Source organism: Thermodesulfobacterium thermophilum DSM 1276 (genome assembly GCF_000421605.1).
GTDB lineage: Bacteria > Desulfobacterota > Thermodesulfobacteria > Thermodesulfobacteriales > Thermodesulfobacteriaceae > Thermodesulfobacterium > Thermodesulfobacterium thermophilum.
On sequence record NZ_ATXI01000003.1, the window covers coordinates 72,086 to 93,814 of the forward strand.

Annotated in this window: 20 protein-coding genes; 6 read left to right on the forward strand and 14 right to left on the reverse strand. The window is 35.5% G+C overall.

The window, feature by feature from the left end; translation table 11 throughout:
• Window positions 1-41: 41 nt before the first annotated feature.
• Genes H529_RS0102060 through speD form a run of 9 tightly spaced genes read right to left on the reverse strand, consistent with a single transcriptional unit; the run spans window position 42 to window position 7,226 of the window.
• Complete coding sequence (locus H529_RS0102060; protein ID WP_022854904.1) at window positions 42-1,352, reverse strand: tRNA nucleotidyltransferase/poly(A) polymerase family protein; 1,311 nt, start codon at window positions 1,350-1,352, stop codon at window positions 42-44.
• Entirely contained in the window at window positions 1,327-2,211 is an 885-nt protein-coding gene (gene xerD, locus H529_RS0102065; RefSeq protein ID WP_022854905.1) for a site-specific tyrosine recombinase XerD, read from the reverse strand. Before xerD ends, H529_RS0102060 begins: the two co-directional genes overlap by 26 nt.
• A complete protein-coding gene (locus H529_RS0102070) occupies window positions 2,208-2,702 on the reverse strand; it encodes a hypothetical protein (protein WP_022854906.1) in 495 nt (164 codons plus the stop codon). The genes xerD and H529_RS0102070 overlap by 4 nt, the downstream gene beginning before the upstream one ends.
• Before the next feature lie 2 nt (window positions 2,703-2,704).
• Entirely contained in the window at window positions 2,705-3,364 is a 660-nt protein-coding gene (locus tag H529_RS0102075; RefSeq protein WP_022854907.1) for a metallophosphoesterase family protein, read from the reverse strand.
• 8 nt (window positions 3,365-3,372) lie between these two features.
• Window positions 3,373-4,302, reverse strand: coding sequence for a radical SAM protein (locus H529_RS0102080; RefSeq protein ID WP_022854908.1), 930 nt, complete (start codon window positions 4,300-4,302; stop codon window positions 3,373-3,375).
• Window positions 4,299-5,366 carry a (Fe-S)-binding protein gene (locus H529_RS0102085; protein WP_022854909.1) on the reverse strand — a complete coding sequence of 356 codons (1,068 nt, stop codon included), beginning with the start codon at window positions 5,364-5,366 and terminating at the stop codon, window positions 4,299-4,301. Before H529_RS0102085 ends, H529_RS0102080 begins: the two co-directional genes overlap by 4 nt.
• Window positions 5,335-5,934, reverse strand: coding sequence for an HD domain-containing protein (locus tag H529_RS0102090; RefSeq protein WP_022854910.1), 600 nt, complete (start codon window positions 5,932-5,934; stop codon window positions 5,335-5,337). The genes H529_RS0102085 and H529_RS0102090 overlap by 32 nt, the downstream gene beginning before the upstream one ends.
• Window positions 5,918-6,784: an agmatinase gene (speB, locus tag H529_RS0102095; protein ID WP_022854911.1), complete on the reverse strand. Its 867-nt coding sequence runs from the start codon at window positions 6,782-6,784 to the stop codon at window positions 5,918-5,920. Before speB ends, H529_RS0102090 begins: the two co-directional genes overlap by 17 nt.
• 4 nt (window positions 6,785-6,788) lie before the next feature.
• Window positions 6,789-7,226, reverse strand: a complete 438-nt coding sequence (gene speD, locus H529_RS0102100; protein WP_033396727.1) for an adenosylmethionine decarboxylase — start codon at window positions 7,224-7,226, stop codon at window positions 6,789-6,791.
• A 308-nt stretch (window positions 7,227-7,534) separates the two neighbouring features.
• On the opposite strand from speD, the gene H529_RS0102105 reads away from it, so the two are divergent.
• Together H529_RS0102105 and H529_RS0102110 are read left to right on the forward strand one after the other, a co-directional pair.
• Window positions 7,535-8,824 carry a beta-barrel assembly-enhancing protease gene (locus H529_RS0102105; protein WP_022854913.1) on the forward strand — a complete coding sequence of 430 codons (1,290 nt, stop codon included), beginning with the start codon at window positions 7,535-7,537 and terminating at the stop codon, window positions 8,822-8,824.
• A gap of 11 nt (window positions 8,825-8,835) precedes the next feature.
• Entirely contained in the window at window positions 8,836-9,741 is a 906-nt protein-coding gene (locus H529_RS0102110; RefSeq protein WP_022854914.1) for a sulfite exporter TauE/SafE family protein, read from the forward strand.
• On the opposite strand, the gene ahbA is transcribed toward H529_RS0102110, so the two are convergent.
• From ahbA to rpsU, 5 genes are all read right to left on the reverse strand, one after another.
• Window positions 9,731-10,711: a siroheme decarboxylase subunit alpha gene (ahbA, locus tag H529_RS0102115; RefSeq protein WP_022854915.1), complete on the reverse strand. Its 981-nt coding sequence runs from the start codon at window positions 10,709-10,711 to the stop codon at window positions 9,731-9,733. The genes H529_RS0102110 and ahbA overlap by 11 nt on opposite strands.
• A gap of 3 nt (window positions 10,712-10,714) precedes the next feature.
• Window positions 10,715-12,259 (reverse strand): RNA polymerase sigma factor RpoD/SigA, encoded by a 1,545-nt coding sequence (locus tag H529_RS0102120; protein ID WP_022854916.1) that lies wholly within the window; start codon window positions 12,257-12,259, stop codon window positions 10,715-10,717.
• A gap of 42 nt (window positions 12,260-12,301) precedes the next feature.
• Window positions 12,302-14,056 (reverse strand): DNA primase, encoded by a 1,755-nt coding sequence (gene dnaG, locus H529_RS11135; protein WP_022854917.1) that lies wholly within the window; start codon window positions 14,054-14,056, stop codon window positions 12,302-12,304.
• Window positions 14,057-14,186: 130 nt separating this feature from the next.
• The gene (locus tag H529_RS0102130) at window positions 14,187-16,484 is read right to left on the reverse strand and encodes an endonuclease MutS2 (RefSeq protein WP_022854918.1); all 2,298 of its coding nucleotides are present in this window, start codon (window positions 16,482-16,484) and stop codon (window positions 14,187-14,189) included.
• A 32-nt stretch (window positions 16,485-16,516) separates the two neighbouring features.
• Window positions 16,517-16,729, reverse strand: coding sequence for a 30S ribosomal protein S21 (gene rpsU, locus H529_RS0102135; protein ID WP_022854919.1), 213 nt, complete (start codon window positions 16,727-16,729; stop codon window positions 16,517-16,519).
• A 177-nt stretch (window positions 16,730-16,906) separates the two neighbouring features.
• Between rpsU and H529_RS09810 the strand changes: the two genes are divergently transcribed.
• The 4 genes from H529_RS09810 to H529_RS0102155 are packed head-to-tail and all read left to right on the forward strand — an operon-like array spanning window position 16,907 to window position 21,728.
• Complete coding sequence (locus H529_RS09810) at window positions 16,907-18,934, forward strand: GspE/PulE family protein (protein ID WP_033396711.1); 2,028 nt, start codon at window positions 16,907-16,909, stop codon at window positions 18,932-18,934.
• The gene (gene fdhD, locus H529_RS0102145; protein ID WP_022854921.1) at window positions 18,935-19,726 is read left to right on the forward strand and encodes a formate dehydrogenase accessory sulfurtransferase FdhD; all 792 of its coding nucleotides are present in this window, start codon (window positions 18,935-18,937) and stop codon (window positions 19,724-19,726) included.
• 1 nt (window position 19,727) lies between these two features.
• Entirely contained in the window at window positions 19,728-21,125 is a 1,398-nt protein-coding gene (locus tag H529_RS0102150; protein ID WP_022854922.1) for an MBL fold metallo-hydrolase RNA specificity domain-containing protein, read from the forward strand.
• Between the two features lie 21 nt (window positions 21,126-21,146).
• The gene (locus H529_RS0102155; RefSeq protein WP_022854923.1) at window positions 21,147-21,728 is read left to right on the forward strand and encodes an RNA ligase partner protein; all 582 of its coding nucleotides are present in this window, start codon (window positions 21,147-21,149) and stop codon (window positions 21,726-21,728) included.
• The last annotated feature ends 1 nt before the right edge of the window (window position 21,729 follow it).

The window sequence follows — 21,729 nt, forward strand, 5'->3', positions numbered from 1 at the left end:
TTTAATCTATACGCTAATTTTAATAAAAAAAGCAAATTTTACTACTCATTTTTAACCAAAAACTTTTTTAAAAACTTTATTTCATCTTCTTTAGTTTTAACCTTTCCTTCTAACCTTTTTAAACGAAGGATCTTTAAAATCTCTCCTATTTCTTTCCCTGATCTAAAACCCAATTTTTTTAAATCTTCACCGTTTAACTCAGGTCTAACCTTAGAATAAACCTTTAAATACCGAAAAATTTCTTCTTTAAGTTCAGGGAAAATAACTGCAAAGGCACAAAGATACTCCCTACGGACTTTATCAAACCACTCTAACTTTTCTTTCAAGCTTAATTGGTTTATTTTATGATAAAATCCTCTAAAGTTATTGAGAAGGTTCTCAATCCTTGTAATCTCTACCTCACTAAAACCTAATCTCTCTAAACCACTTAAGCTTTCAACCATCCCTAAAAAATAAACCTTTTCCCTTTCTTTGGGACTAAACTCTTCTTTTACCTCTTTTAACACCTCACAAAGTAACGGAAAATTTTCCCTGGCTACCTCAAGCCCTGCTTTTTCAAAAATCCCAAGCTGATAAGTAGTTTCAAGAAGCTCTAACAGAATCTCTTCCCCTTCTTTAAACAAATAAAGTCTCAGCTCATTTGCCAACCTTGCGGAAGAAAGCTTTTTTAAAGCTTCCTTTTGATAACAAGCCTCTAAAGCCTGATAAAACTCCTCAGAAAAATCAAATCCAAGCCTTACTTTGTACCTTATTCCCCTAAAAATACGGGTAGGATCTTCCACAAACGAGTTAAGGTGCAAGGGTCTAACAAGAGAAGCTTCAAGGTCTTTTAAACCGTCTAACGGGTCAAGCAAAAGCCCTTCATAAGGAAGAGAAAGACCTATGGCTAAAGCATTTATCGTAAAATCCCTTCTTAAAAGGTCATCCATAAAGTTAGAGGGAAAAACCTTAGGAAGCTGGGCAATTTCTTCATAAACCTCTCTTCTTGCTGTGATAAAGTCCACCTCCAGAGGTTCTCCGTCTAAAAAAAATCTTACTTTGTAGGTAAGAAATTGAGACTTAAAAAGGATTTCTTTGTTTAGATCTTCGTTTAGTTCCTGTAAAAACTCCTCTAAGTTTCCCTCTAAAACGATATCAAAATCTTTAGAACTTTGAGGGTTTAGTTTACCTTTTTTAGAAAGGAGGTAATCCCTTACCACCCCTCCTGCAAAATACAAAAATTCCCCTCTTTTTTTGGCTAATTCCCTGAGTCTATCCAAAAATTCTTTGGTTTCCCTTTCCTTAGCCACAAAATCTAAAAAATCTTCGAAATCAACAGGATAAACCTTAGGCCCTTGGGTGATGTTTGTCATAAACCTCTTTAAGCCTATTGTAGTCTAAGTGAGTATAAATCTGGGTGGTAGCTAAGCTACTATGTCCAAGCATAAGTTGAAGGGCTCTTAAATCTGCTCCTCCTTGCAGGAGATGAGAAGCAAAGGAATGTCTTAACACATGAGGAGAAACCTTTTCAGGGTCTATCCCGGCTTTTAAGGCATACTGTTTAATTAACTGCCAAAATCTTTGTCTGGTAAGAGGACCTCCCCTTCGGTTTAAGAACACATAGTCTTTACTTTTAGGGTTGGCAAACAAAGGCCTTATGTTATAAAGATAGCCCTTTAAAAACTCAAGGGCATAATCTCCCATCGGAACAAGCCTCTCTTTTCCACCCTTACCCATAACCCTTAAAAAACCTAACTCAAGGTTGAAATCCTTGATCTTTAGTTCTACCAATTCAGAAACTCTGAGGCCTGTCGCATACATTACCTCAAGCATCGTCCTATCTCTATATCCCAACGGATGGGTCAGGTCTGGTTGAGACAACAACCTTTCTGTCTCATCAATACTTAATACCTTAGGGAGTCTCATCGGAAGTTTAGGGTTTTCAAACCAATCCGAACCGATGGTAAGTCCCTTTTCTACCTGTAGAAATTTTAAAAAACTCCTAAGACTTGAAAGCTTTCTTGCCACGGTAAAAGGATTATAACCTTTGGTCTTCAAATACTCTAAGTATTCGTTGAAATTGCCTATGGTTTCTACATTTAACACGCCTTTTTTTTGTAAAAACTCTTCTAAATCTCTCAGGTCATACCCATAGGAAACAATCGTGTTGAAAGAAGCATTTTTTACTGCCAAAAGATAAGACAAAAATTCTTCGATATATTCCTTAATCAAAGGGAAAGTTCCTTTAGAAGGGTTTCTACCTTAAAACTTATGGTTTCATCCTTAGAAGTAAGCACCAACGTTTTTAGCTTAGAAAGCATACCCTGTTTTTCTGTGGTAGTCCTTTGAGGAAAAAGTTCCTTTATTTTTTCTAAGGTTTTGATTACCAAATTTTTGTCGTCCAGGTCTAAAAAAAGCATAAGGGTCCGCCAATCTTCAGGCAACCCATATCTTTCCACAAACTCTTTGGCTAATTTTTTGAAATTCTTATTTCCATATTGCTGGTGTAACCGCTCTAAAAAACTCTGCTTTTCCAGCTCTTCTTTATCTACAAAAAGTTTATCAAGCTCTTTAAGGTATTTTTGTTTGTTTTTGGTGTCTATCCCAGAGGAAGCCTTATCTTTTCTTTCAAGTTTTTTTCTGATTTTACTTAAACCACTTTGAGACTTTAGTTTGTCTATCTCTCGCCAGGAAAGTTTTCTGTCTCCATCGTCTTTCGACATGGCTACCTCCTACTTTTACATTTTACCTGAAAAAATTTTATATCTGGTAACATAACCGCCGTTAGAAAACCTCCATACACACAACCTGTGTCTATACCTATCCTATCAGGACCTAAAAATGGAGTTGGAAAAGGGGTATGACCAAAAACTACTGTTTTAGGTAGAACCTTTTTTGACTCATAAAAGAGCCCTCTTATCCATAAAAAATCTTCTTCTGTTTGATCTTTCAAACTCTTATAAGGATTTATCCCAGCATGCACAAACAAGTAATCTTTACACTCAAAAAACAACCTTAACTCCTGAAAAAAAATCTGATGCTCTAAAGGAAGCTCAACCATTCGTTTCTCTGAATTATAATACTGACTAATAGTGACCTCTCCTCCGTTATAGAGAAAAAGTTCCACGTTTTTCCCCTCTAAAAACCATTCAAACATCAACTCGTGGTTTCCTTTAAGGGTAATTACATGCTCTGGATACTTCTTTTTTAAGGTTATAATTTTTTCTACCACCCCTCTCGGATTTTCTCCCCGGTCTATGTAATCACCTAAGAAAATCAACAGATCCTTTCCCCAGTTAATCGGCAAGATTTCCAGCAAGGCTTCTAAACTTTCCAGACATCCATGAATGTCTCCAACAGCAAAGATCTTTAAACCCTCATACATATACAACCTTACAGATCCCAAAACCTTGCCCTGCGATCATCAAGACGCTTAAGCCCATACTTTTTTGCCCAACCTAAAGCTCTTTTCCATTCCTCTTGGGTAATCTTTCTATCAAGGGGAGGATATTTCCAGGCATCTCCACAAGGTCTGTACTGATCCATAAGGTTAAAGTAGGTATCCTTTGAAACCTCTTCAGCGATAAACTTAATCACCTCTTCTGTCTGAGAAAGGTCTTCAGGTAAAACTAAATGTCTTACAATCAAACCTCTTTTGGCTATACCCCCTTCTATCACCAAATCTCCCACCTGTCTATGCATCTCTTTTACAGCTTCCCTTACCACAGAAGAGTAGTTTTTTACTTTAGAAAGTTTTAAAGCAATTTTATCATCCATATATTTGATATCAGGCATGTAAATATCTACTATGTCTTCCAATAATCTTAAAGTTTCTAAAGATTCATAACCTCCGCAGTTATAAACAATCGGAAGCCTTAGCCCCATTTCTGCTGCTAACTTTATAGCCTTTACAATGAAAGGAACTTGATGGGTAGGAGTAACTAAGTTGATGTTATGACAGCCCCAGACCTGAAGGATAATCATGATCCTTGCTAAATCCTCTACTTCTAATAAGTCCCCTTCTCCTAAATGACTGATTTCCCAGTTCTGGCAATAAACACAAGCCATATTGCAGTAAGTAAAAAAGATAGCTCCAGAACCGTTTTCCCCTACCAGAGGTCTTTCTTCTCCAAAATGAGGGCCATAACTTGAAATCATAGGCTTATCTAAAACCTTGCAAAAACCTCTTTCCCCCTTGAGCCTGTTAACCCCACACCGATTGGGACAAAGGTCACAACTTTCAAGCTTGGCATAAAGAATTTCTATCCTTTTATTTATCTCTCCGGTTTCCATCAGTTTAAGATAAGATGGGTAGACACTCATAACAACTCTAACCAATGCTTTATCTGAGGAGGTGAGCTTAATACCATGTTAAAATTAAGAAAACAACCGGCACAAAATGTGGCAACAACCTTTACCTTTACTAAGTTTTGAATCCAAACCCGTTTATATTTCTCCGGAAAACCTTCCCAATAAAGAGAAATCTTTGGAGAACCACAACAAAACTCACTTACCTTTATTTTATTTTTTACCAAAGAAAACTCTTCTGTCAAGTGGCAAGGAAGATGAAAAAGAACAGAACTATCCTTTGATCTCTCAGCTAAAACCTTTAACTCCTCTTCTCCAAACAAAGAAAGGGCTTTATAGGCAGAAATTCCTCTTTTAACTAAGTCTAAAAAATCCTTTTCATAAGAGGTGCCTTCGAAAAACTTAGGATAAACCTTTTTAAACATCCAGAGACAGGTAGCACAGAAAAAAACCACAGGAGCCTCTACTTCTTGCAAAACCTTAAGGTTTTTTAATGCCCTTTGTTTTACCAAAGAGGGGAACCCTAAGCTTAAAAAATGCGCCCCGCAACATTCAGAGTCCTCAACTACCCAAACGTTTATTCCTTTCTTCTTTAGCAAACTTAAAAATTTTTCTAAAACCTGAGGATAAAGATGTTTTAAGTCACAAGAAAAATAAACCAACAAATCTGGTTTTCCCTGATTTTCTTTAAAAGAATAGATCTTTTTAGGGTTAACTTTACCTTTTTCTGGTAATATCTTGTCAAACCTGTCTAAAAACCGAAGTTTAGATAGGATTTGTAGGGGATGACCCCCTATAAGGTCAGAGGCTTCTTTCAAAATTATGGGTTCTTTTTTATCCTTTATAATTTCAAGGCCTGACTCTACAAACCCAACCCTGTTGGGGCACACCCTTTCACATTTTCCACAAAACAAACAAGCCTCAAGGGACTGATGATATATTCCTCTTTGAAAAAAAAATAACCTACCTCGTGGGGAATAAGTCTCAGACCTAAAAACCCTGTAGGTTGGGCAATAAGGAACACATTTGCCACAACGAGTGCAGAGGTTAGCGTTGATGTTTTTTACGGTAGAGGTCATTGTTTTTTATCAAAAAGTTATACCACCAGCTACACCAATCAGTTTCCAAAATAGTTTCAACCAGAGTTTTAGCCACCTCGGTGATTAACTTTGGTTTAGCATAATCGATCCATTTTTGAGCATAAGGGTTATTGAGGTCCTTTTGTTCTTTAAGCTGTATGATAAGGTCGATTACGTCTGCGTCATGAACCAGTCTTGCCTCTAAAGAGTTTAGGCTTCTATACTCCTTCCATAGCTCAAGAACTTCCTCACTTAAGGGTATACCCTGAAAGGCGTCTTCAAGAGCCTTTTTTTCGTCAGTTTGGTTGTAAAGCTTGTTTAAAGCATTAAAATCTCCAGTCCTTGTCTCTGGAAGGTCATGTATTAAGGCTATCTTGAAAAGCTTTTCTTTATCTACTTTTTCTTTTACAAGCTCTGAAAGTATCCAAGAAATAAAAGCAACTCCAAAGGAATGAGAGGCTACATTTTCATGCCCTGTACCAAGATAGGGATATCCTGTCCTTTCTACTCTCTTTAGAAAAGCTACCTCAAAAAGAAGATTAGCATATCGATTATAAAAGTCCTTCATTTTTAGCGGCCAGATATACAGCTACCTTAAAAATAAGTTTAGCTGCCAAGAACTCTGTAACAGGATTCACAGGGTCTGGCTTTACCTCAACCAAATCCATACCTATCAACCGATGCTTTACCAGGGTTTTAAGTATGTTTAACGCTTCCCACCAATCAATCCCTCCTGGTTCAGGAGTTCCAACCCCAGGGGCTACCGCAGGGTCAAACACATCCATATCAAAACTAAGAAAAATATAACCATCTTTGACAAAACTTTCTACCTTTTTAAGGCCTTCTTTAAAATCAACCTTTAAATCTTTAGCCCAGATGACAGGATAGTTTTCCTGTTTTATAAACTCATACTCTTCTTTACACAGGGTACGAATTCCTATGCTTAAAACAGGAACACCGAGCTCATAAATCCTTCTCATAACTGTAGCATGGGTAATTGAACTCTGGTTATAACGGTCTCTAAGGTCTAAATGAGCGTCAAGATGAACCACCTTTAAACCGGGAAAAATCTTTTTTAAAACCCTTATACTTCCTAAAGTAACCGTATGTTCTCCTCCGATAACAATAGGAAATCTGTTAAAGCTAAAGGTTTCTTCTACTTTTTGGGATATCTCTTTTAGCGCCTCTTCAGGGTCAAAGGATAACTCCTCTACCGGATAGGTAAAAAAACCCATCTTTTCTGAAGGGTCTAAGAAATATTCTTCGTCAAAAAACTCCATGTTAGGACTTACTTTAAGGATTTCTAAAGGAGCTTCTTTGGTACCCTTTTTCCAAGAGGTAGAATACTCGAGAGGAGCTGGGATAAGGGCTACCTTGGCCTGAGGATGGTCAGGTAGCCCTAAAAAAGAAATTTTCATAAACTTATATTATAAGGTCCTTTCTTTCCATCTTGATAAATTTTTCTACTGCCCTGATAGAACGAGGGAACTCAAGCCCTCTGTCAAAGAACTTTATCTCACTCTTTTGGATTTCAAAAATCTGGGAGACATCGGTTATAACCTTATCAGCGTTAAAAGGTTTACAGGAAAATACATCGATGCTGAGGTAAAGCTTCTCTGGGAAGGTATGGATGCTTATATGACTTTCCGCGATGATAACAAACCCAGAAATACCCCAGTCCTCAGGCACAGGAGCATAATATTTAAACACATAGGGAGGCATAATCTTGGTCATTTCTATCTCTTCAGGATATTTACTAAGAAAATTATATATAAAATCTAAATCCATAAGCTTTTCTCTGTTAGCACCATAACCATCTATCACCAAATGCTGACCAAAACCATACTCAAACTTTTCCATCTCTTTCATCTTTATATCCCCCCTAACCTAAGTTAGATTAAACCTCAAGTCGGCTTTTAAAATATATCAGAAAAAAAATTTGTCAAGATTTTTCCTGTAAAATTTTGAAAAATTTTTAATTATCTAATAATAACCTGATTAAAACCCTAAAAGCTTTAAATTTTTTTGTTTATTCTTTATTTTTTGGTAAAATTTGTCGTTGACTTATTAAACTTTAATTTTTATAATATGTTTATAAATAATTACCTTTTTGAGTTGTGCCTTGGTTCGAAATTTTTTGAGAGGTTTTAATTTTAAATCAATTTTTTATGATTAAAAGTACAAAAGACATTTTTTTAAAAAAATTTTTAACAACCATTTACCTGTTTTTGGTGCTTTTTGTTTCTGGTTGTGCCAACTCTAACGGACCTTTTTTAAACTTAATTCCTGAAGAAAAAGAGATAGAATTAGGGAACCTATATGTCTATCCTGCTATAGATGAATATGATGGGCTTTATCCTGAGAAAATGGTGCAAGAGTATGTATCAGGCTTAGGACAAAGGCTTGCCAGGTTTTCTGAAAGAAAGCTCCCTTATAAATTCTATGTAGTAAACTCTGACGTGGTAAATGCCTTTGCTCTACCAGGAGGTCCGGTGATAGTTACCAGAGGTCTACTTTTAACCTTAGACAAAGAAAGTCAGCTTGCTGGGGTTTTAGCCCACGAAATAGGACATATAACCGCTAAACATCATGTAAAAATGTTAGAAAAACAGCTGGCCCTAAACTTTCTTCTTCAAATAGGAAGCCTGTTAGTCCCACAAGACCTTACAGGAGAAATTTTGTTAAAATTAGGGGCTGTGTCTGCTTCACTACTCCAGCTTAAGTTTAGTAGAGATCAAGAAAAAGAGGCAGACTACTATGGTTTTCTCTTTGCCTATAAAGCAGGATATTCTCCGCAAGGCATGATAGAGGTCTTTGAAAAGTTTAAACAGATGGAAAAAGAACGACCTCCTGAATGGCTTTCTACCCACCCCTTACCTGAAACGAGAATTAAAGAAGCTCAAAACTATATCAACACCTTTAAACCCTCTGGTGCCTTTATCTCTGACACCGAAAAATTTCAAAAAATAAAAAACTTGTTGGTTACCACTAAACCTTCTTACCAACAAGTATCCAAAGGTAAGGCTGAGTATAAGAAAAAGAACTTCGATGCAGCAGAAGCTTATTTTAAAGAAGCCTTAAGTTTATATCCTCAAAACACTGTGGCCTTGGTTTACTTAGCTTCTATTAGGTTAGAAAAGAAAGATTTTGAGGGTGCAAAAACCTATGCCATAAAAGCTGTAGAAATAGACCCTAACTTTTTCTCAGCTCAGCTAATCGCAGGTATTTCCTGCTTCAAGATAGGAGAATTAAGTAATTCCCTTGTTTACTTAGAAAAGGCCTCACAGCTTATTCCTTTTAACGGGATTTCTTATTATTATAAAGGTAGAGTTTATGAAACTCAAAAACAATTCTCTTTAGCCTTAAAAAACTATCAAAAAGCCTTAGAATTAGGCCCAAAACAAGCCTCTTGGTATTCTGACTGTAAAGCACGATATGAACGATTGAGACTACATTAAGTATGAAAAAAATGGATAATCTCTTAGACCTTTTATTAACCTCTTTACCTTGGGTTGTAACCTTTAAGACTTCAGGGGTAACCACCTCTCTTCTACTACCTCCTTTAGTTGCTTTTGTCATCTCTTTTCTCTGTGCCTCTGGAGGAATAAGCGGTGCTTTTTTACTTTTACCTTTTCAGGTAAGTGTCCTTAGGTTTACCACTCCTGCGGTTAGTGCAACCAACCATCTTTTTAACGTGTTTGCCATTCCTTTTGGGGTCTATAGGTACTGGAAAGAAAAACGTTTTTTCTATCCGTTAACCTTAATAATTGCTGTAGGCACCTTACCTGGTGTGATTATAGGATATTTTTTAAGAATAGGCTATTTTCAGGAACTGGTAAGATTTAAGCTTTTGGTTGGTGCTGTACTTTTGGTAATAAGCTTAAAGCTTCTTTATGATATCATATTTCCTCCTAAAAAAGATGCATCTTTTTCTCCAGAGCCTCCAAAACTTCTCCAGTTTAACTGGAAAACCTTAGCATTCATCTATGACCATAAAACCTACCAAGTAAGTTCTTTAGCTATATCTTTGGTTGCCTTTTTTATAGGAATTATAGGTGGTATTTATGGGATAGGAGGAGGGGCTTTGATGGCCCCTATCTTGCTTGGTTTTTTTCACCTACCTCCTTATGTGTTTGCTGGAGCCACTCTTCTTGGAACTTGTTTAACCTCAGTCGTGGGAATACTGATTTTTACCTTTGGAGGAAATCCGCCAGACTGGGTGCTTGGAGCTCTTTTAGGTTTAGGGGGGGCAGCTGGACTATATTTAGGGGCTAAAGCCCAAAAAAGAATGCCTCAAAAGTTTATAAGGGTTATAATAACAGCGTTGGTGCTTTTTATAAGCTTAAGATATCTCTATTCTTACTTTATGCGGTAAAAACATCGTCATAAAAAAGTTTTAACCTAATCTTTTTTAATTCTTTTAGTGTAGTAAGCATAAGATATTCGGTGATATCTATCTTTTGAGCCAGTTCTTCTATCAACCTTTTTTCCTCTTCGTTCTTAAAATGACACATCGTATACAGGTTATAATCCCAAAAAGGATAGGTCTTTCTTTCATAACAATGGGTGATAAAAGCTTTTTTAATAACTTCCTTCACAAAAGGTTCTATTTTTTGGGGAGGGATCTTCCAGGCTACCATGACGTTAGTTTTATATCCTAAGCGGTCATGTTTTACCAAGGCCCCAAACCTTCTTAAACCGCCTTGCTTTTTCACTTCCATCAACCAAGAAAAAATCTCATCTTCTCTGACACCGAGTTTTTCAGCTATAGGTTTAAAAGGTTCTTTTATCAAAGGAAGAGGCTCTTGAAGATGTTTAACAAACCACACATCTTTTTCTGAAAACTTCTTACTTGTTTGCTTATAAAAACCAATTTCTTCGTCTTTTTCGTTTTCGTAATTTTCTACTTCTAAAACCGTAGATATCTTAAAAACCCTTAAAGCAGGTAAAAATAAAAAATCTTCTATTTGGCATCTCTTACAAAGATTGTCTGCCTCAGTCAAAAGGTCTTTTCCTGGGGGCACTACCAGAATAAACCAAAGGTTGTAATCATGAGATCTTAAGTAGTTATGACTTACCCCTTGATGGCTGTTTATGATCTCTATTGTCTGAATAAGGTTTTCTTCCTTAGCCCTTAAGGCAAAAAGCCCAGACCTATGACCAAAAAAAGAAGGATTAAAAACCGCAGAAACCTGTCTTATTATTCTTTTTTCTTGTAACTCTTTAACTTTTTCTATAAAAAAATCTTCTTCTAAACCAATCTTTTCAGCTAATCGCAAAAAGGGCCTATTTTCTAAGGGAAAATCTTTTTGGATAACAGAAAGAATTTTTTTCTCAAAATCCATACGTTAAGAACCATAAATAAGAAAATTCTTTAAAAGTTTTATCCTCTGAGGATGTTTCAGTTTACGCAGAGCGATGCTTTCTATCTGTCTGATTCTTTCTTTAGTAACCCCAAACTTGTTTCCTACCTCTTCTAAAGTATAGGATTCTCTTTCACCTATTCCAAATCGTAGTCTTATAATCTTTTCCTCCCTGGGGGACAAACCTTTTAGAAGTTCTCTTATTTTTTCTGATAGAGCTTGATTAAAGGTAATTTCATCAGGTTTTAAGGCTTTCTGGTCTTCTATGAAATCTCTTAGTGTAGAATCGTCTTCTTCTCCTATGTTAGTTTCCAGAGAAATAGGTTGTTTCATGATCTTAAATATGTAGTTAAGTTTTTCTATAGAAAGGCCTGTCTCTTTAGAAAGTTCCTCTAAAGTTGGGTCTCTGCCATATTCTTGATAAAACTTATTAGAAATGAGCTTGCTTATTTTGTATATAGTTTCTATTATATGGAGAGGGATCCTTATGGTCCTGGTATTTTCTGCCAGATACCTGGTGATAGACTGTCTTATCCACCAGGTAGCATAGGTGCTAAACTTAAATCCTTTTCGGTAATCAAATTTTTCTATGGCTTTAAGAAGACCTATGTTTCCTTCCTGTATTAAATCAGAAAGAAACATCCCTTTTGGAGAATACTTACGAGCTATAGAAATGATAAGCCTAAGATTAGATTTTACCAACTCCTCTTTGCAGGCCTTTATAACTTGAAAGGCCTTATAAATCTTCTCTCCACTTTGGTATACCTTCTCTAAGGGCTCTCCAAAGAATTCATCAAAATGTTTCATAAACTTACGATGTTCGTTTACTTCTTTTACCAGCTTGTCTAAATCTATCTTATCGATAGAGAATCTTTCTGCTAAACGAAGAAAATTAATCTGTCTTCCGTTAACTGAAAAAATTTTTTCTATCGTGATAGGCTTGATCTCGTATTTAGTTTGTAGTTTGTTTTTCAATCTATTTAGGTTGTTAACCCTGTGGTAGGTTTCTAAAATCTCACAACAAAGCTCATCTAACAGCAATTTACTTGGTCTTACCTGATAAACAAGTTCTATGCTATTTTCCAAAAGCTCAGGTTTAACACCATTGGAGTTAAAAGACTCTAAAATGTCACTTAAGTTTTGTTTTAAACTTTGTATCCAATGTTCAAAATTTTCTTTATGTTTTTGTAATTCATCACAATCCTTAAAAAGCAGTCCTAACTTACCATGTCTTTCTGATTGAACAACCAGATGAAAAAACTTGGCGGTAGTAGCATAATAGCTGAGAACCTCTTTCAATATTTCCCTTTCCTTTTCTTCTATAGTCCTTCCTATCCTTATTTCATCTTCTTTGGTAAGAAGTTTATGAGAAAAAACTTCCTTAAAATAGATCTTTATAGGGTCTTCGTCTTTAACTACAGACTTTTTTTCCTCTTCATCAGGTAGCCAGAATTTTTCTGAAGAAACCTCCTCTAAGAGCATTTCCTCTTCTTCAAAAAGACAAAAAGTTTTTTTGTTTCGGAGGCTCATTCAATCCTCCTTTATTTAAAAATTTTTATGTAAACTTTTATTTTAATTCTTTACTTTGTCTAAACCACAAACCTTATTAATCAAAGTGGCTTGCAAAAGACAAAGATATTGATTTTTTTCTTCTTTTGCCCCTACATTTTCTAAATTTTTTATGCTCTCTGCAAGTTTTTTTAACTCCAGCTTGATTAAAGACTTTTGAAGAAAGGATTTTATGTCTTCGAGAACCTCCTCTCGACTTTCAAAAGGAGGGCTAAAAAGAAGATCGCTTAGAATAGACTGAAATTCAGGATCAGAGACACAAGAAAGCTCTCCCAGCCCTTTTTTCAAACTCTCGATTAACTTTGTTAAAAAAACCGCATACTTAGAACCACAAGCTTCTAAATACTTAGAAAGTCCTGACTCCTCTAAAATTTCTAAATCTTCAGGATAACTTACTAAGTATTGAGCAATCATCCTTAAACAACTATCTTCCTTAGGCTCAACCAAACTCTTTTCAAAAGATGAAATAAATACAGCAGGTTTTTGAGATACTCCCTTTTTAGATAAACTTTTTAAAATCTCTGTTTCAGATAAATCCAGTTTAAAGCTCAGTTCCTTAGCTACTTTTTTCTTTAAAAACGGGTCTTCTATACCCTGAAAAACCTCAATCAATTCTTGATAAGCCTTAGAAGGATTTTGTTTAAATTTTTCTTGGTAAAAAGAAACTACAAAAGAAATTCCGTCCTGGGTTAAGTCCTTTATCTTTTCTTTAACCTCTGATCTGTCTACCTTATTTTTTTGGACGAAAGAATCTGGATCTTCTCCTTCAGGTAAAACGACACATTTAGGTAAAATCCCTTCTTTTACAAACAAAGACACAGCCTTTACCGTAGCCTTTTTCCCGGCTTCATCGCTATCATAACATACCAATATCTCTTCTGATAATCCTTTAAGAATCTTTACATGATTAGGGGTAAGGGCTGTACCACAGGTAGCAACCGTATTTCTTATCCCAGCCTCCCAGAAAGAAAGGAAATCAAAGTATCCCTCTACTAAAAAACAGGTTTTTTCTTTCTTGATATATTCTTTAGCCTGATAAAGACCATAAAGGATTTCTGATTTTTTATAAATTTTAGACTCAGGGGTATTTAAATACTTGGGCTCGTCTTCTTTAAGAAGAGCTCTTCCTCCAAAACCAACACACTCTCCCTTGTAATTAAAAACAGGAAAGATTACCCTAAACTTAAAAAGGTCTACAAAAGACCCGTCTTGTACTTGTTTGATCAAACCAAGCTCTTCTGCGTGTTTAAATTCTTCTTTTGAGGTTCTCAAATAACTGGTTAACACCCTACCTTCTTGAGGAGCAAAACCTAAAAGAAAATGCTTTATAGTCTCTTCAGAAAGGCCTCTTTCTAAGAGATATTCTCTTCCTTCTTTAGCCCCAGGATGAAAAAACAACAAATGATGGTAAAACTTGGCTACTTTATAAACCAGGCTAACAAGCTCGTCTTCTTTTCTTTTTTCTAAAAACACCTTTTCTTCTACATAAATTCCTGCTTTCTCTGCTAATTCTAAGATAGCCTCTTTAAAGGATAACCCCTTTATCTTCATATAAAAAGTCACCACATCCCCAGACTCTCCACATCCAAAACATTTAAAAATCTGTTTCTCAGGACTGACTACAAAAGAAGGGGTTTTCTCTGAATGAAAAGGACAAAGCCCTACAAAATTTTTGCCTACCCTCTTTAACCTTACATAGTTAGACACTACTTCTACAAGGTCATAGATTTCTTTTATCTTTTCAAAAAGTCCTTCCAAAGGTTACCTCTGTGAACTTTGTTTGGTCTTTAAAGTTAAAGTATTAAAGATAAAGATTGAAAGAAATTTTTTCATCAAAAATTTTATAATACACTTTTTTAAATATGCAATAGTGAAATAAAAAACCTCCTTAATAGTTTTTTTCCAGGAAAACTACAGTAACCCCTGTGCCTCCCTTACTTTGTTCTGCAAATCTAAACTCTTTTACCAGAGGATGGTCTTTTAGGTGTTTCTGAATAGCCTCTCTTAACCTTCCTGACCCATGCCCATGAACAAGATAAACCTCAACTACCCCCTCTAAAAAGCTCCTGTTAAGTTCTTTTTCTACCGCTTCCAAAGCCTCATCAACTGTTAACCCCAAAAGATTAACACTTCTCCTATTTTCTTTAGACGTTGGGGAAGTAGAAGGTCTTGAGAGAAATCCCTGAGAGTAGTCTGATTTTAGTTTGTGAGTTTCTAAGGAAACTTTCGATAACCTTTCTAACGGTATCTCTAACCTTAAAGCACCACATAGAACCTCTGCTAAATTATCTCTTATCTTTATAACTTTCCCTTTCTGGTTAAACCCTTTTATTAATACATAATCACCTTCCTGAATAGTTTCTTCTTGATGACTTTCTTTTAAAACCTTAGCCACAAACTTTTCAAACTCTTTCGCCCCACCTTTTTTACCTATACCCTTTTCACTCAATTTCCCTATCAGTTTCTTAAAATCTCTTTCCCATTCTTTAAACTTAAGTTCGAGTTGTTTGGCATAATGTTTTTCAAGTTCTTCTTTTTTATGGTTAAGTTGAAGCTCTCTTTGCTCTAATTCTTTTTCTTTGTATTCTAAAGACTCTCTAAGCTTTTTTACTCTATCAAACTCTTTTTCCCAAAGTTTATACCACTCCCAGTATTCTTTATTTTGCAAGTATTCAAAGGCTCTATCTAAAATTCGCTCAGGAATACCTATTTTTTTGGCCAGCTCAAAGGCTAAAGAATCCCCATAAACATCATAAACCAACCTGTAAGTAGGTTCTTTAGTCTGAAGATTATACTCCATCGTAGCAACCTTTAACCCTTCTATCTTAAGCCCTAAAGTTTTCAAAAACTGAGAATGGGTGGTAACCACTACTTTGACCCCTCTGTTTAAAAGCTCTTCCAACACCGCAGCAATGAGTGCCATACCTTTTTCAGGGTCTGTACCTCTTCCTGGTTCATCAAGAAGCACCAAGGTTTGACTATCTGCCTGATCTAAAATCTCTTTAAGACCTCTTAAATGAGAAGAAAAAGAAGACTCGCCCTGGAAGATATCCTGATCATCTCCAATGTCAGCAAACACTTTGTCAAAAACCGGGATTTCAGCCCTTTCTGCAGGTATTAAAAAACCTGTCTGAGCCATTAAACAAATCAAACCTATGGTTTTTAGAGAAACTGTCTTACCACCTAAGTTAGGTCCTGTAATAAGCAATCCTTTTTCTAAGAAAAAATCATTTCTAATTGCTTTAACCTGTTTTTCCTTAGCTTGATTAAGTAATAGAAAAGGATGAATCCCTTGCCAAACCTTAAGGCTCCCTTGAGGTTTTAAATCAGGGAAAATCCCTCGATAAGCCCTTCCTAAGTTTACCTTACCCCAGGCTACTTCGAACTCCAAATAAAGGTTTTCAAGCTCAAAAAAAAGATCTTTTTTTAGAAATAGCTCTTGAGAAACTTCTTTTAAAATCTTTAGTTCTTCTCTTTGCTCTTGATGACGAAGGGTTTCCAACTCGTTTGAAAGACCTATTATAGAAACTGGTTCTATAAAAGCAGTAGCCCCACTTGAAGAAAGTCCGTGGAAAATCCCTTTCACCTTATTTTTAAATTCAACCTTAACCGGAAGAACATACCTACCTTCTTTTTGGGTATAAAGATTTTCCTGCAAATAGCCTTTTTTAAAAAAATGTTCTCTAAGCTTATCAAGTTTCCCATACAGAAGGTCTAAAGCCTCTCTAATTTTCTTTCTTATCACATAAAGTTGATAGGAAGCTTTGTCTTTAATTTCCTTTCTTTCATAATCAAGTACACGGTCTAAAACTTGTTGCTCTAGCTCCATAACACCTTGATAGACCTCCACAAGCCGAGAAAAAGGAGAATTATTGAGAATTGAAGATAATCTTTTTAAAACTGTAAACCACTGCTTAATCTGTATAAGTTCTAAAGGAAGGAAAACAGAACGCTTTTGAGCCTTAAGAAAAAGAAATTTTAACGATTTAAGGGGGACAAGGTCTAACCTTTCCCCCTTTTCTATAAGATTCCAGAGATAACTTGTTTGCGCCTGAAGTATACAGGCTTTTTCAAAATCAAAATTAGGTAATAATTGTTTTACTTCTTGTTTAACAAAATCACTAACTACGTTTTCAGAAAGATAATCTAAAAGTTTAGACCATTCAAGTTTAACAAAAAATTTCAACACTACGTTCTAAAATTTTAGAGGAATACCCCTTATTTTTCTTTCATTTTTTGTTGCAACTTTTTAAGTTTTTTCATCAGTTTTTTACGGGCTGCTTGCATCTTTTTTCTACGTCTAACCCCAGGCTTTTCATAAAACTCTCTTTTTTTAACCTCAGACAGTATTTTTGTTTTTTCTACAAGCCTTTTAAACCTTTTTAAAGCTTGTTCTAAAGACTCTCCATCTTTAACGACTATCCCCGCCAAAAGATAACCCCTCCTTTTCTAAAAATTTTGGTTTAGTCTAACGGGTTTTCTGATTTTGTCAAGTTTTTAAAAGGCTTAATATGTATTTTATAATAAGGTTTATAAATACCCAAAAACTAAAACACAAAACTTTTAAAAGGGTTGTTTTTTAAAAATTATTAAATAAAATTATTGGATATGGAGAATACTGCAAAACAATTAAAAGATTTACTTACTGAAAATCTCAACAACTTTCTTGTTTTCAAAAAAATTCTAGAGGATTACGAACAAAAAATCCAACCTTATGAGCTTTTAGACATTTTAATAAGTCTTCTTCAAAAAAAAGAGGCATTAAGTAAAGAGGTAGAGATTTTCCTCTTGTCAAAGCTTGCCTATATTTGCGAAAATATCTATGAATTTAAAAAGGCCTTTAACATCTACAAACAGCTATTTATTTCTACTTCTGACCCTAAATACTTGGAAAAAACAGAAAAACTTCAAATATTAAAAAAGATCGAAAGATTAAAATATGTTTTCAAAAAACTTAATCTTAAGATAGAAGAACTTTTAAAACTTTATACCGAAAGTTTAGAAACTAACAAAAGCTTAGAACTTTTACTTATAGAACGTTATAAAGTGAAGAAGTCAGAAATACTTGAGTCTGTTAAAAACGTTTATCAAATCCCAGTTATTGACGCAAGAGATTTAACAAAGTATTCTAAAATGCCTCAAGTTTTAGGGGTAAAAAAACAGTTTTTTTTAGATGCTCTTTGTGTACCCCTAAAAGAAAAAGAAACCGGTAGGATTTATCTCGTCTGTTATGATCCTGAAGACCAAGAAAACATAGAAAAAGTTAAAAAAGTCCTTCAACTTTCTTCTGAAAACTTGGTGTTAAGTTTTGCGATCAAAGAAGATTTGATGGACATCGTAGATAATTATTTTTCTGAAGGGAGCTTGTCCATACCAGAAGAGGTTGGGATAGAAGAGGTACAGGAAGAGGAAGAAATAGAAGATGTATCTTTGATAGATAGTGCCATCGTTCAACTGGTTAATTTCATCATAGAAGAGGCTTATAAAAGGAGAGCCTCAGACATTCATTGGGAAAGTTTAACCGGGAAGAAGGGGTTGCAAGTAAGATTTAGGGTGGATGGAGAGTGCTTTCATTATTCTACCATTCCTGAACATCAGAAAAGACAGGTTATCTCTCGTATTAAAATCATGGCGAATCTTAACATTGCAGAAAAAAGACTTCCCCAAGACGGAAAGATAAAATTTAGAACCAAAGAAGGCAAAGAGTTTGAAATAAGGGTAGCTACCCTTCCTACGGTTGACAACAACGAAGACGTAGTGATGAGAATTTTAGGAGGGATAGAGTTTAAACAATTAGAAGAAATAGACCTGTTAGAAGAAAACTACCAAAACTTCAAAAAAATTTTAGACTATCCCTATGGGTTGATCTTAGTAGTAGGGCCTACTGGTTCAGGTAAAACCACCACCCTTCATGCTGCTTTAAAATATTTAAATAAGCCAAACAAGAAGATCTGGACAGCAGAAGACCCGGTAGAAATCGTACAAGAAGGGCTTCGTCAGGTGCAAGTTAACCCTAAGATCGGACTTACCTTTGCCAAAGTACTTCGGGCCTTTTTACGTGCAGACCCTGACATCATCATGATAGGAGAAACAAGAGATGAAGAAACAGCACATACTTTAATAGAAGCCTCTCTTACCGGGCATTTAGTTTTAAGCACCTTACATACTAACAGCGCCCCTGAAACCATCACCAGACTTTTAGGTATGGGTATAGATCCGTTTAACTTTGCAGACGCTTTACTGGGAGTGCTTGCCCAAAGATTGGCTAAAAGGCTCTGTAAAGAATGTAAGGAACCTTATACTCCTTCAGAAGAAGAGATAGAACGTCTTAAAAGAGAATACGGATTTCATCCTACTAAACCTCTGACCGATGAAATGATTGAAAAAGCTACTTTTTTCAGGCCTGTAGGGTGTCCTCAATGTAATGATACAGGTTTTAAAGGTAGGATGGCTATCCATGAACTTCTTACCCCTGATGAAGAGCTAAAAGACTATATTATCAAAAACAAACCTGCTAACGAGATCAGAAACCTGGCTATCACTAAAGGGTTTACGACCCTTAAACAAGACGGTATTTTAAAAGTTTTAAAAGGCGAAACTACCTTAAAACAAGTGCTTGCTGTAACCGTAAGGTAAATGCCTTTGTCTTCCTCGATCAAGTCTAAAAAAGTATGGAAAGTAAAAACCAACCAAGATATCTCTGAGTTTGAAGATTTACTGGCGATAGAAACCAAGATCAAGCTTTTGATAAACGAGCAAGAAATCCTCTCCCTTGCAGCCACCCCTATGCACCTTAAAGAACTAATCGTAAGCTTTGTCCTTACAGAAGGACTGATACAGAATGTCTGGTGTCCAGAAGAGCTTGAATTAATAGAGAAAAACGGAGAGATCATCGCTAAGATATATACCTATGAAAAAGTAGACCTTCCTTCAAAAACCCTTTCTTCAGGATGCTTTGCCTCATACAGTTTCCTCTCTGAGGTACAACCTTATAACTCTTTTAATTTTAAGGTTGGTAAAGACTCTATATTTAGCTTGTTTAAGGCTTTTGTTAAAAAAGCAGAACTATTTAAGCTTACAGGTTGTTTGCACTCAGCAGCCATTTGTAGCCAAGAAGACATAATTTTTTATGCAGAAGACATAGGAAGACATAATGCGGTTGACAAGGTATTAGGATATGCCCTTCTAAATGGTCTTTCCTTAGAAGACAAGCTTATCCTCGTAAGCGGTAGAATTTCTTCGGAAATGGTACTTAAGGTGGGGAGATGGAAAGTTCCCTTTTTAATAAGCCGCAGTGCACCTACCTCCTTAGCCGTGGAGCTTGCCGAAAAAATTGGAATTACCTTGATAGGGTTTTTGCGGGGAGAAAGGTTTAATGTTTACACCCATCCTCAAAGAATATTAGATTTCTCAAAACATGGAGGTTAAAATGGGATTTAAAATTGGTTTTTACGGAGGAGCAGGAGGAGTAACGGGAAGTTGTTTTCTTTTAGAAATAAGAAATACAAAGATCTTAGTTGATTGTGGGCTTTTTCAGGGGCTTGAAAGTTCAAAAAATCAAAACCATTTTCCTTTTAACCCTAAGGAAATCTCTTATCTTATTCTTACTCATGCCCATATCGACCATTGTGGAAGGATACCTCTTTTAGTAAAAGAAGGATTTAGGGGTAAGATCATCTGTACTAAACCTACTTCTCAAATAGCTAAGATTATGCTTCTTGACGCGGCAAAAGTAATGAGAGAGCATTATAAAACGCTATACAAAAAATCGATTAAGAGAGGATTAGACTTACCCCCTCCTCCTCTTTATGACGAATACGATGTATTAGAAAGTTTTAACTTTTTTAAAATAAACCTCAATTTTGATACACCTTTGATTTTAGAAAACAAAATAAAAGTCCTTTTTAAAGACGCAGGCCATATCCTTGGGTCCTGTTTTGTTCAGATAGAGGACTTAGAAACTAAACAAAAAATAACCTTTTCTGGAGATTTAGGAAATAAGAACAAACCTATCGTAAAAGACTTTGACTATCCCTTACCTACAGACTTTTTATGTATAGAAACCACTTATGCAGATAGAGATCATAAATCTTTTGAAGAATCAAAAAAAGAACTGTTAGAAGCAATTCTTGAAACCTTCGAAAGAGGAGGAAACGTCTTTATTCCCACTTTTGCTCTCGAGAGAGCTCAAGAAATTCTTTACACGTTGAGAGAATTTTATGAACAAAAACTTCTTCCCCCTTGCTATGTCTTTTTAGATAGTCCTCTTGCCATCAAGGCTACCAAAATATTTAAAGACAACCCTGAATTTTTTGATGAAGAGGCTTATAAAGTGTTTACTCAAAAAGACCCTTTTGAGTTCCCCTATCTAACCCTTACAGAAGACGTAGAAGAATCTAAACAGATAAATAACGTAAGATCACGGGCTATAATCATTGCAGGAAATGGCACTATTACTGGAGGAAGAATTCTTCATCACCTAAGAAACAACATATATCGCCCAGAATGTAGTTTGGTTTTTGTAGGTTTTCAGCCTAAGGGAACCTTAGGGAGGCTCATCGTAGATGGAGCTAAAAAAATACATATTTTTGGTGAAGAACTACCTGTTCGACTAAAGGTTTACACCATAAACGGTTTTTCCTCCCATGCAGGACAAAAGGAGTTGTTAGAATGGATTTCTCGTTTAGACCATGTTAAAAAATTGTTTTTAGTACATGGAGAACCTGAAAAGATGGAGGTCTTTAAAAAAATCCTTTTAGAAAAATATCCTGAAAAATTTGATGAAATCCATATTCCAGCATTATTTGAAGAGATGGTTTTAAACTAAGCAAAAAAATTGGAGTAAGACATGGAAAAAGAGAGATTAGTTCCAGATACAAGTATTTTTACCAATCCTGACGTTTATAAACAGTTTGGTTCAAACCCTTCAGAAGCCTTCACTAACTTTCTTTTAATGGTGGCAGAATTAGAAGGAGAGATAAACGTTTATTTACCAAGTTCTGTGTTCGAAGAGCTAAAAAGGATGCTTAAAAACCTTAAGCTTCCCCCTAAGGCAAGATCAGTGCTTAAGGTGAAATCTCCCAAAAAATACGAGCTCTATATTCCTGCTTTTTTGATGTATGAATTTATAGAAGAATTAAGAAATAGGATCAACAAAGGCCTTAGAGTAGCAGAAGAGGCGGTAAAAGCCTCTACTTATAAAAAACCTGAAGAGGTTCTTAAATTTTTAAGAAGAAGATATAGAGAAGTATTAAGGGAAGGGATAGTTGACTCTAAAGAGGACTTAGAGATTATCCTTTTAGCCCTTGAGCTCGATGCCCTTGTACTTTCTGCAGACAAAGGGGTTCTCAATATGGCTGATAAGTTAGGCCTAAGATACCTTGAACCTCAGGATATAAAAGAAACCTTAGAGGGATTTAAACTCTGGTAAG

What these genes read in the sequence shown, in the direction of transcription:
- H529_RS0102060 (WP_022854904.1), bottom strand. Translation starts at nt 1,352, where the DNA reads ATGACAAACATCACCCAAGGGCCTAAGGTTTATCCTGTTGATTTCGAA.
- H529_RS0102070 (WP_022854906.1), bottom strand. Translation starts at nt 2,702, where the DNA reads ATGTCGAAAGACGATGGAGACAGAAAACTTTCCTGGCGAGAGATAGAC.
- H529_RS0102075 (WP_022854907.1), bottom strand. Translation starts at nt 3,364, where the DNA reads ATGTATGAGGGTTTAAAGATCTTTGCTGTTGGAGACATTCATGGATGT.
- H529_RS0102080 (WP_022854908.1), bottom strand. Translation starts at nt 4,302, where the DNA reads ATGAGTGTCTACCCATCTTATCTTAAACTGATGGAAACCGGAGAGATA.
- H529_RS0102085 (WP_022854909.1), bottom strand. Translation starts at nt 5,366, where the DNA reads ATGACCTCTACCGTAAAAAACATCAACGCTAACCTCTGCACTCGTTGT.
- H529_RS0102090 (WP_022854910.1), bottom strand. Translation starts at nt 5,934, where the DNA reads ATGAAGGACTTTTATAATCGATATGCTAATCTTCTTTTTGAGGTAGCT.
- speB (WP_022854911.1), bottom strand. Translation starts at nt 6,784, where the DNA reads ATGAAAATTTCTTTTTTAGGGCTACCTGACCATCCTCAGGCCAAGGTA.
- speD (WP_033396727.1), bottom strand. Translation starts at nt 7,226, where the DNA reads ATGGAAAAGTTTGAGTATGGTTTTGGTCAGCATTTGGTGATAGATGGT.
- H529_RS0102105 (WP_022854913.1), top strand. Translation starts at nt 7,535, where the DNA reads ATGATTAAAAGTACAAAAGACATTTTTTTAAAAAAATTTTTAACAACC.
- H529_RS0102110 (WP_022854914.1), top strand. Translation starts at nt 8,836, where the DNA reads ATGGATAATCTCTTAGACCTTTTATTAACCTCTTTACCTTGGGTTGTA.
- ahbA (WP_022854915.1), bottom strand. Translation starts at nt 10,711, where the DNA reads ATGGATTTTGAGAAAAAAATTCTTTCTGTTATCCAAAAAGATTTTCCC.
- H529_RS0102120 (WP_022854916.1), bottom strand. Translation starts at nt 12,259, where the DNA reads ATGAGCCTCCGAAACAAAAAAACTTTTTGTCTTTTTGAAGAAGAGGAA.
- H529_RS09810 (WP_033396711.1), top strand. Translation starts at nt 16,907, where the DNA reads ATGGAGAATACTGCAAAACAATTAAAAGATTTACTTACTGAAAATCTC.
- fdhD (WP_022854921.1), top strand. Translation starts at nt 18,935, where the DNA reads ATGCCTTTGTCTTCCTCGATCAAGTCTAAAAAAGTATGGAAAGTAAAA.
- H529_RS0102150 (WP_022854922.1), top strand. Translation starts at nt 19,728, where the DNA reads ATGGGATTTAAAATTGGTTTTTACGGAGGAGCAGGAGGAGTAACGGGA.
- H529_RS0102155 (WP_022854923.1), top strand. Translation starts at nt 21,147, where the DNA reads ATGGAAAAAGAGAGATTAGTTCCAGATACAAGTATTTTTACCAATCCT.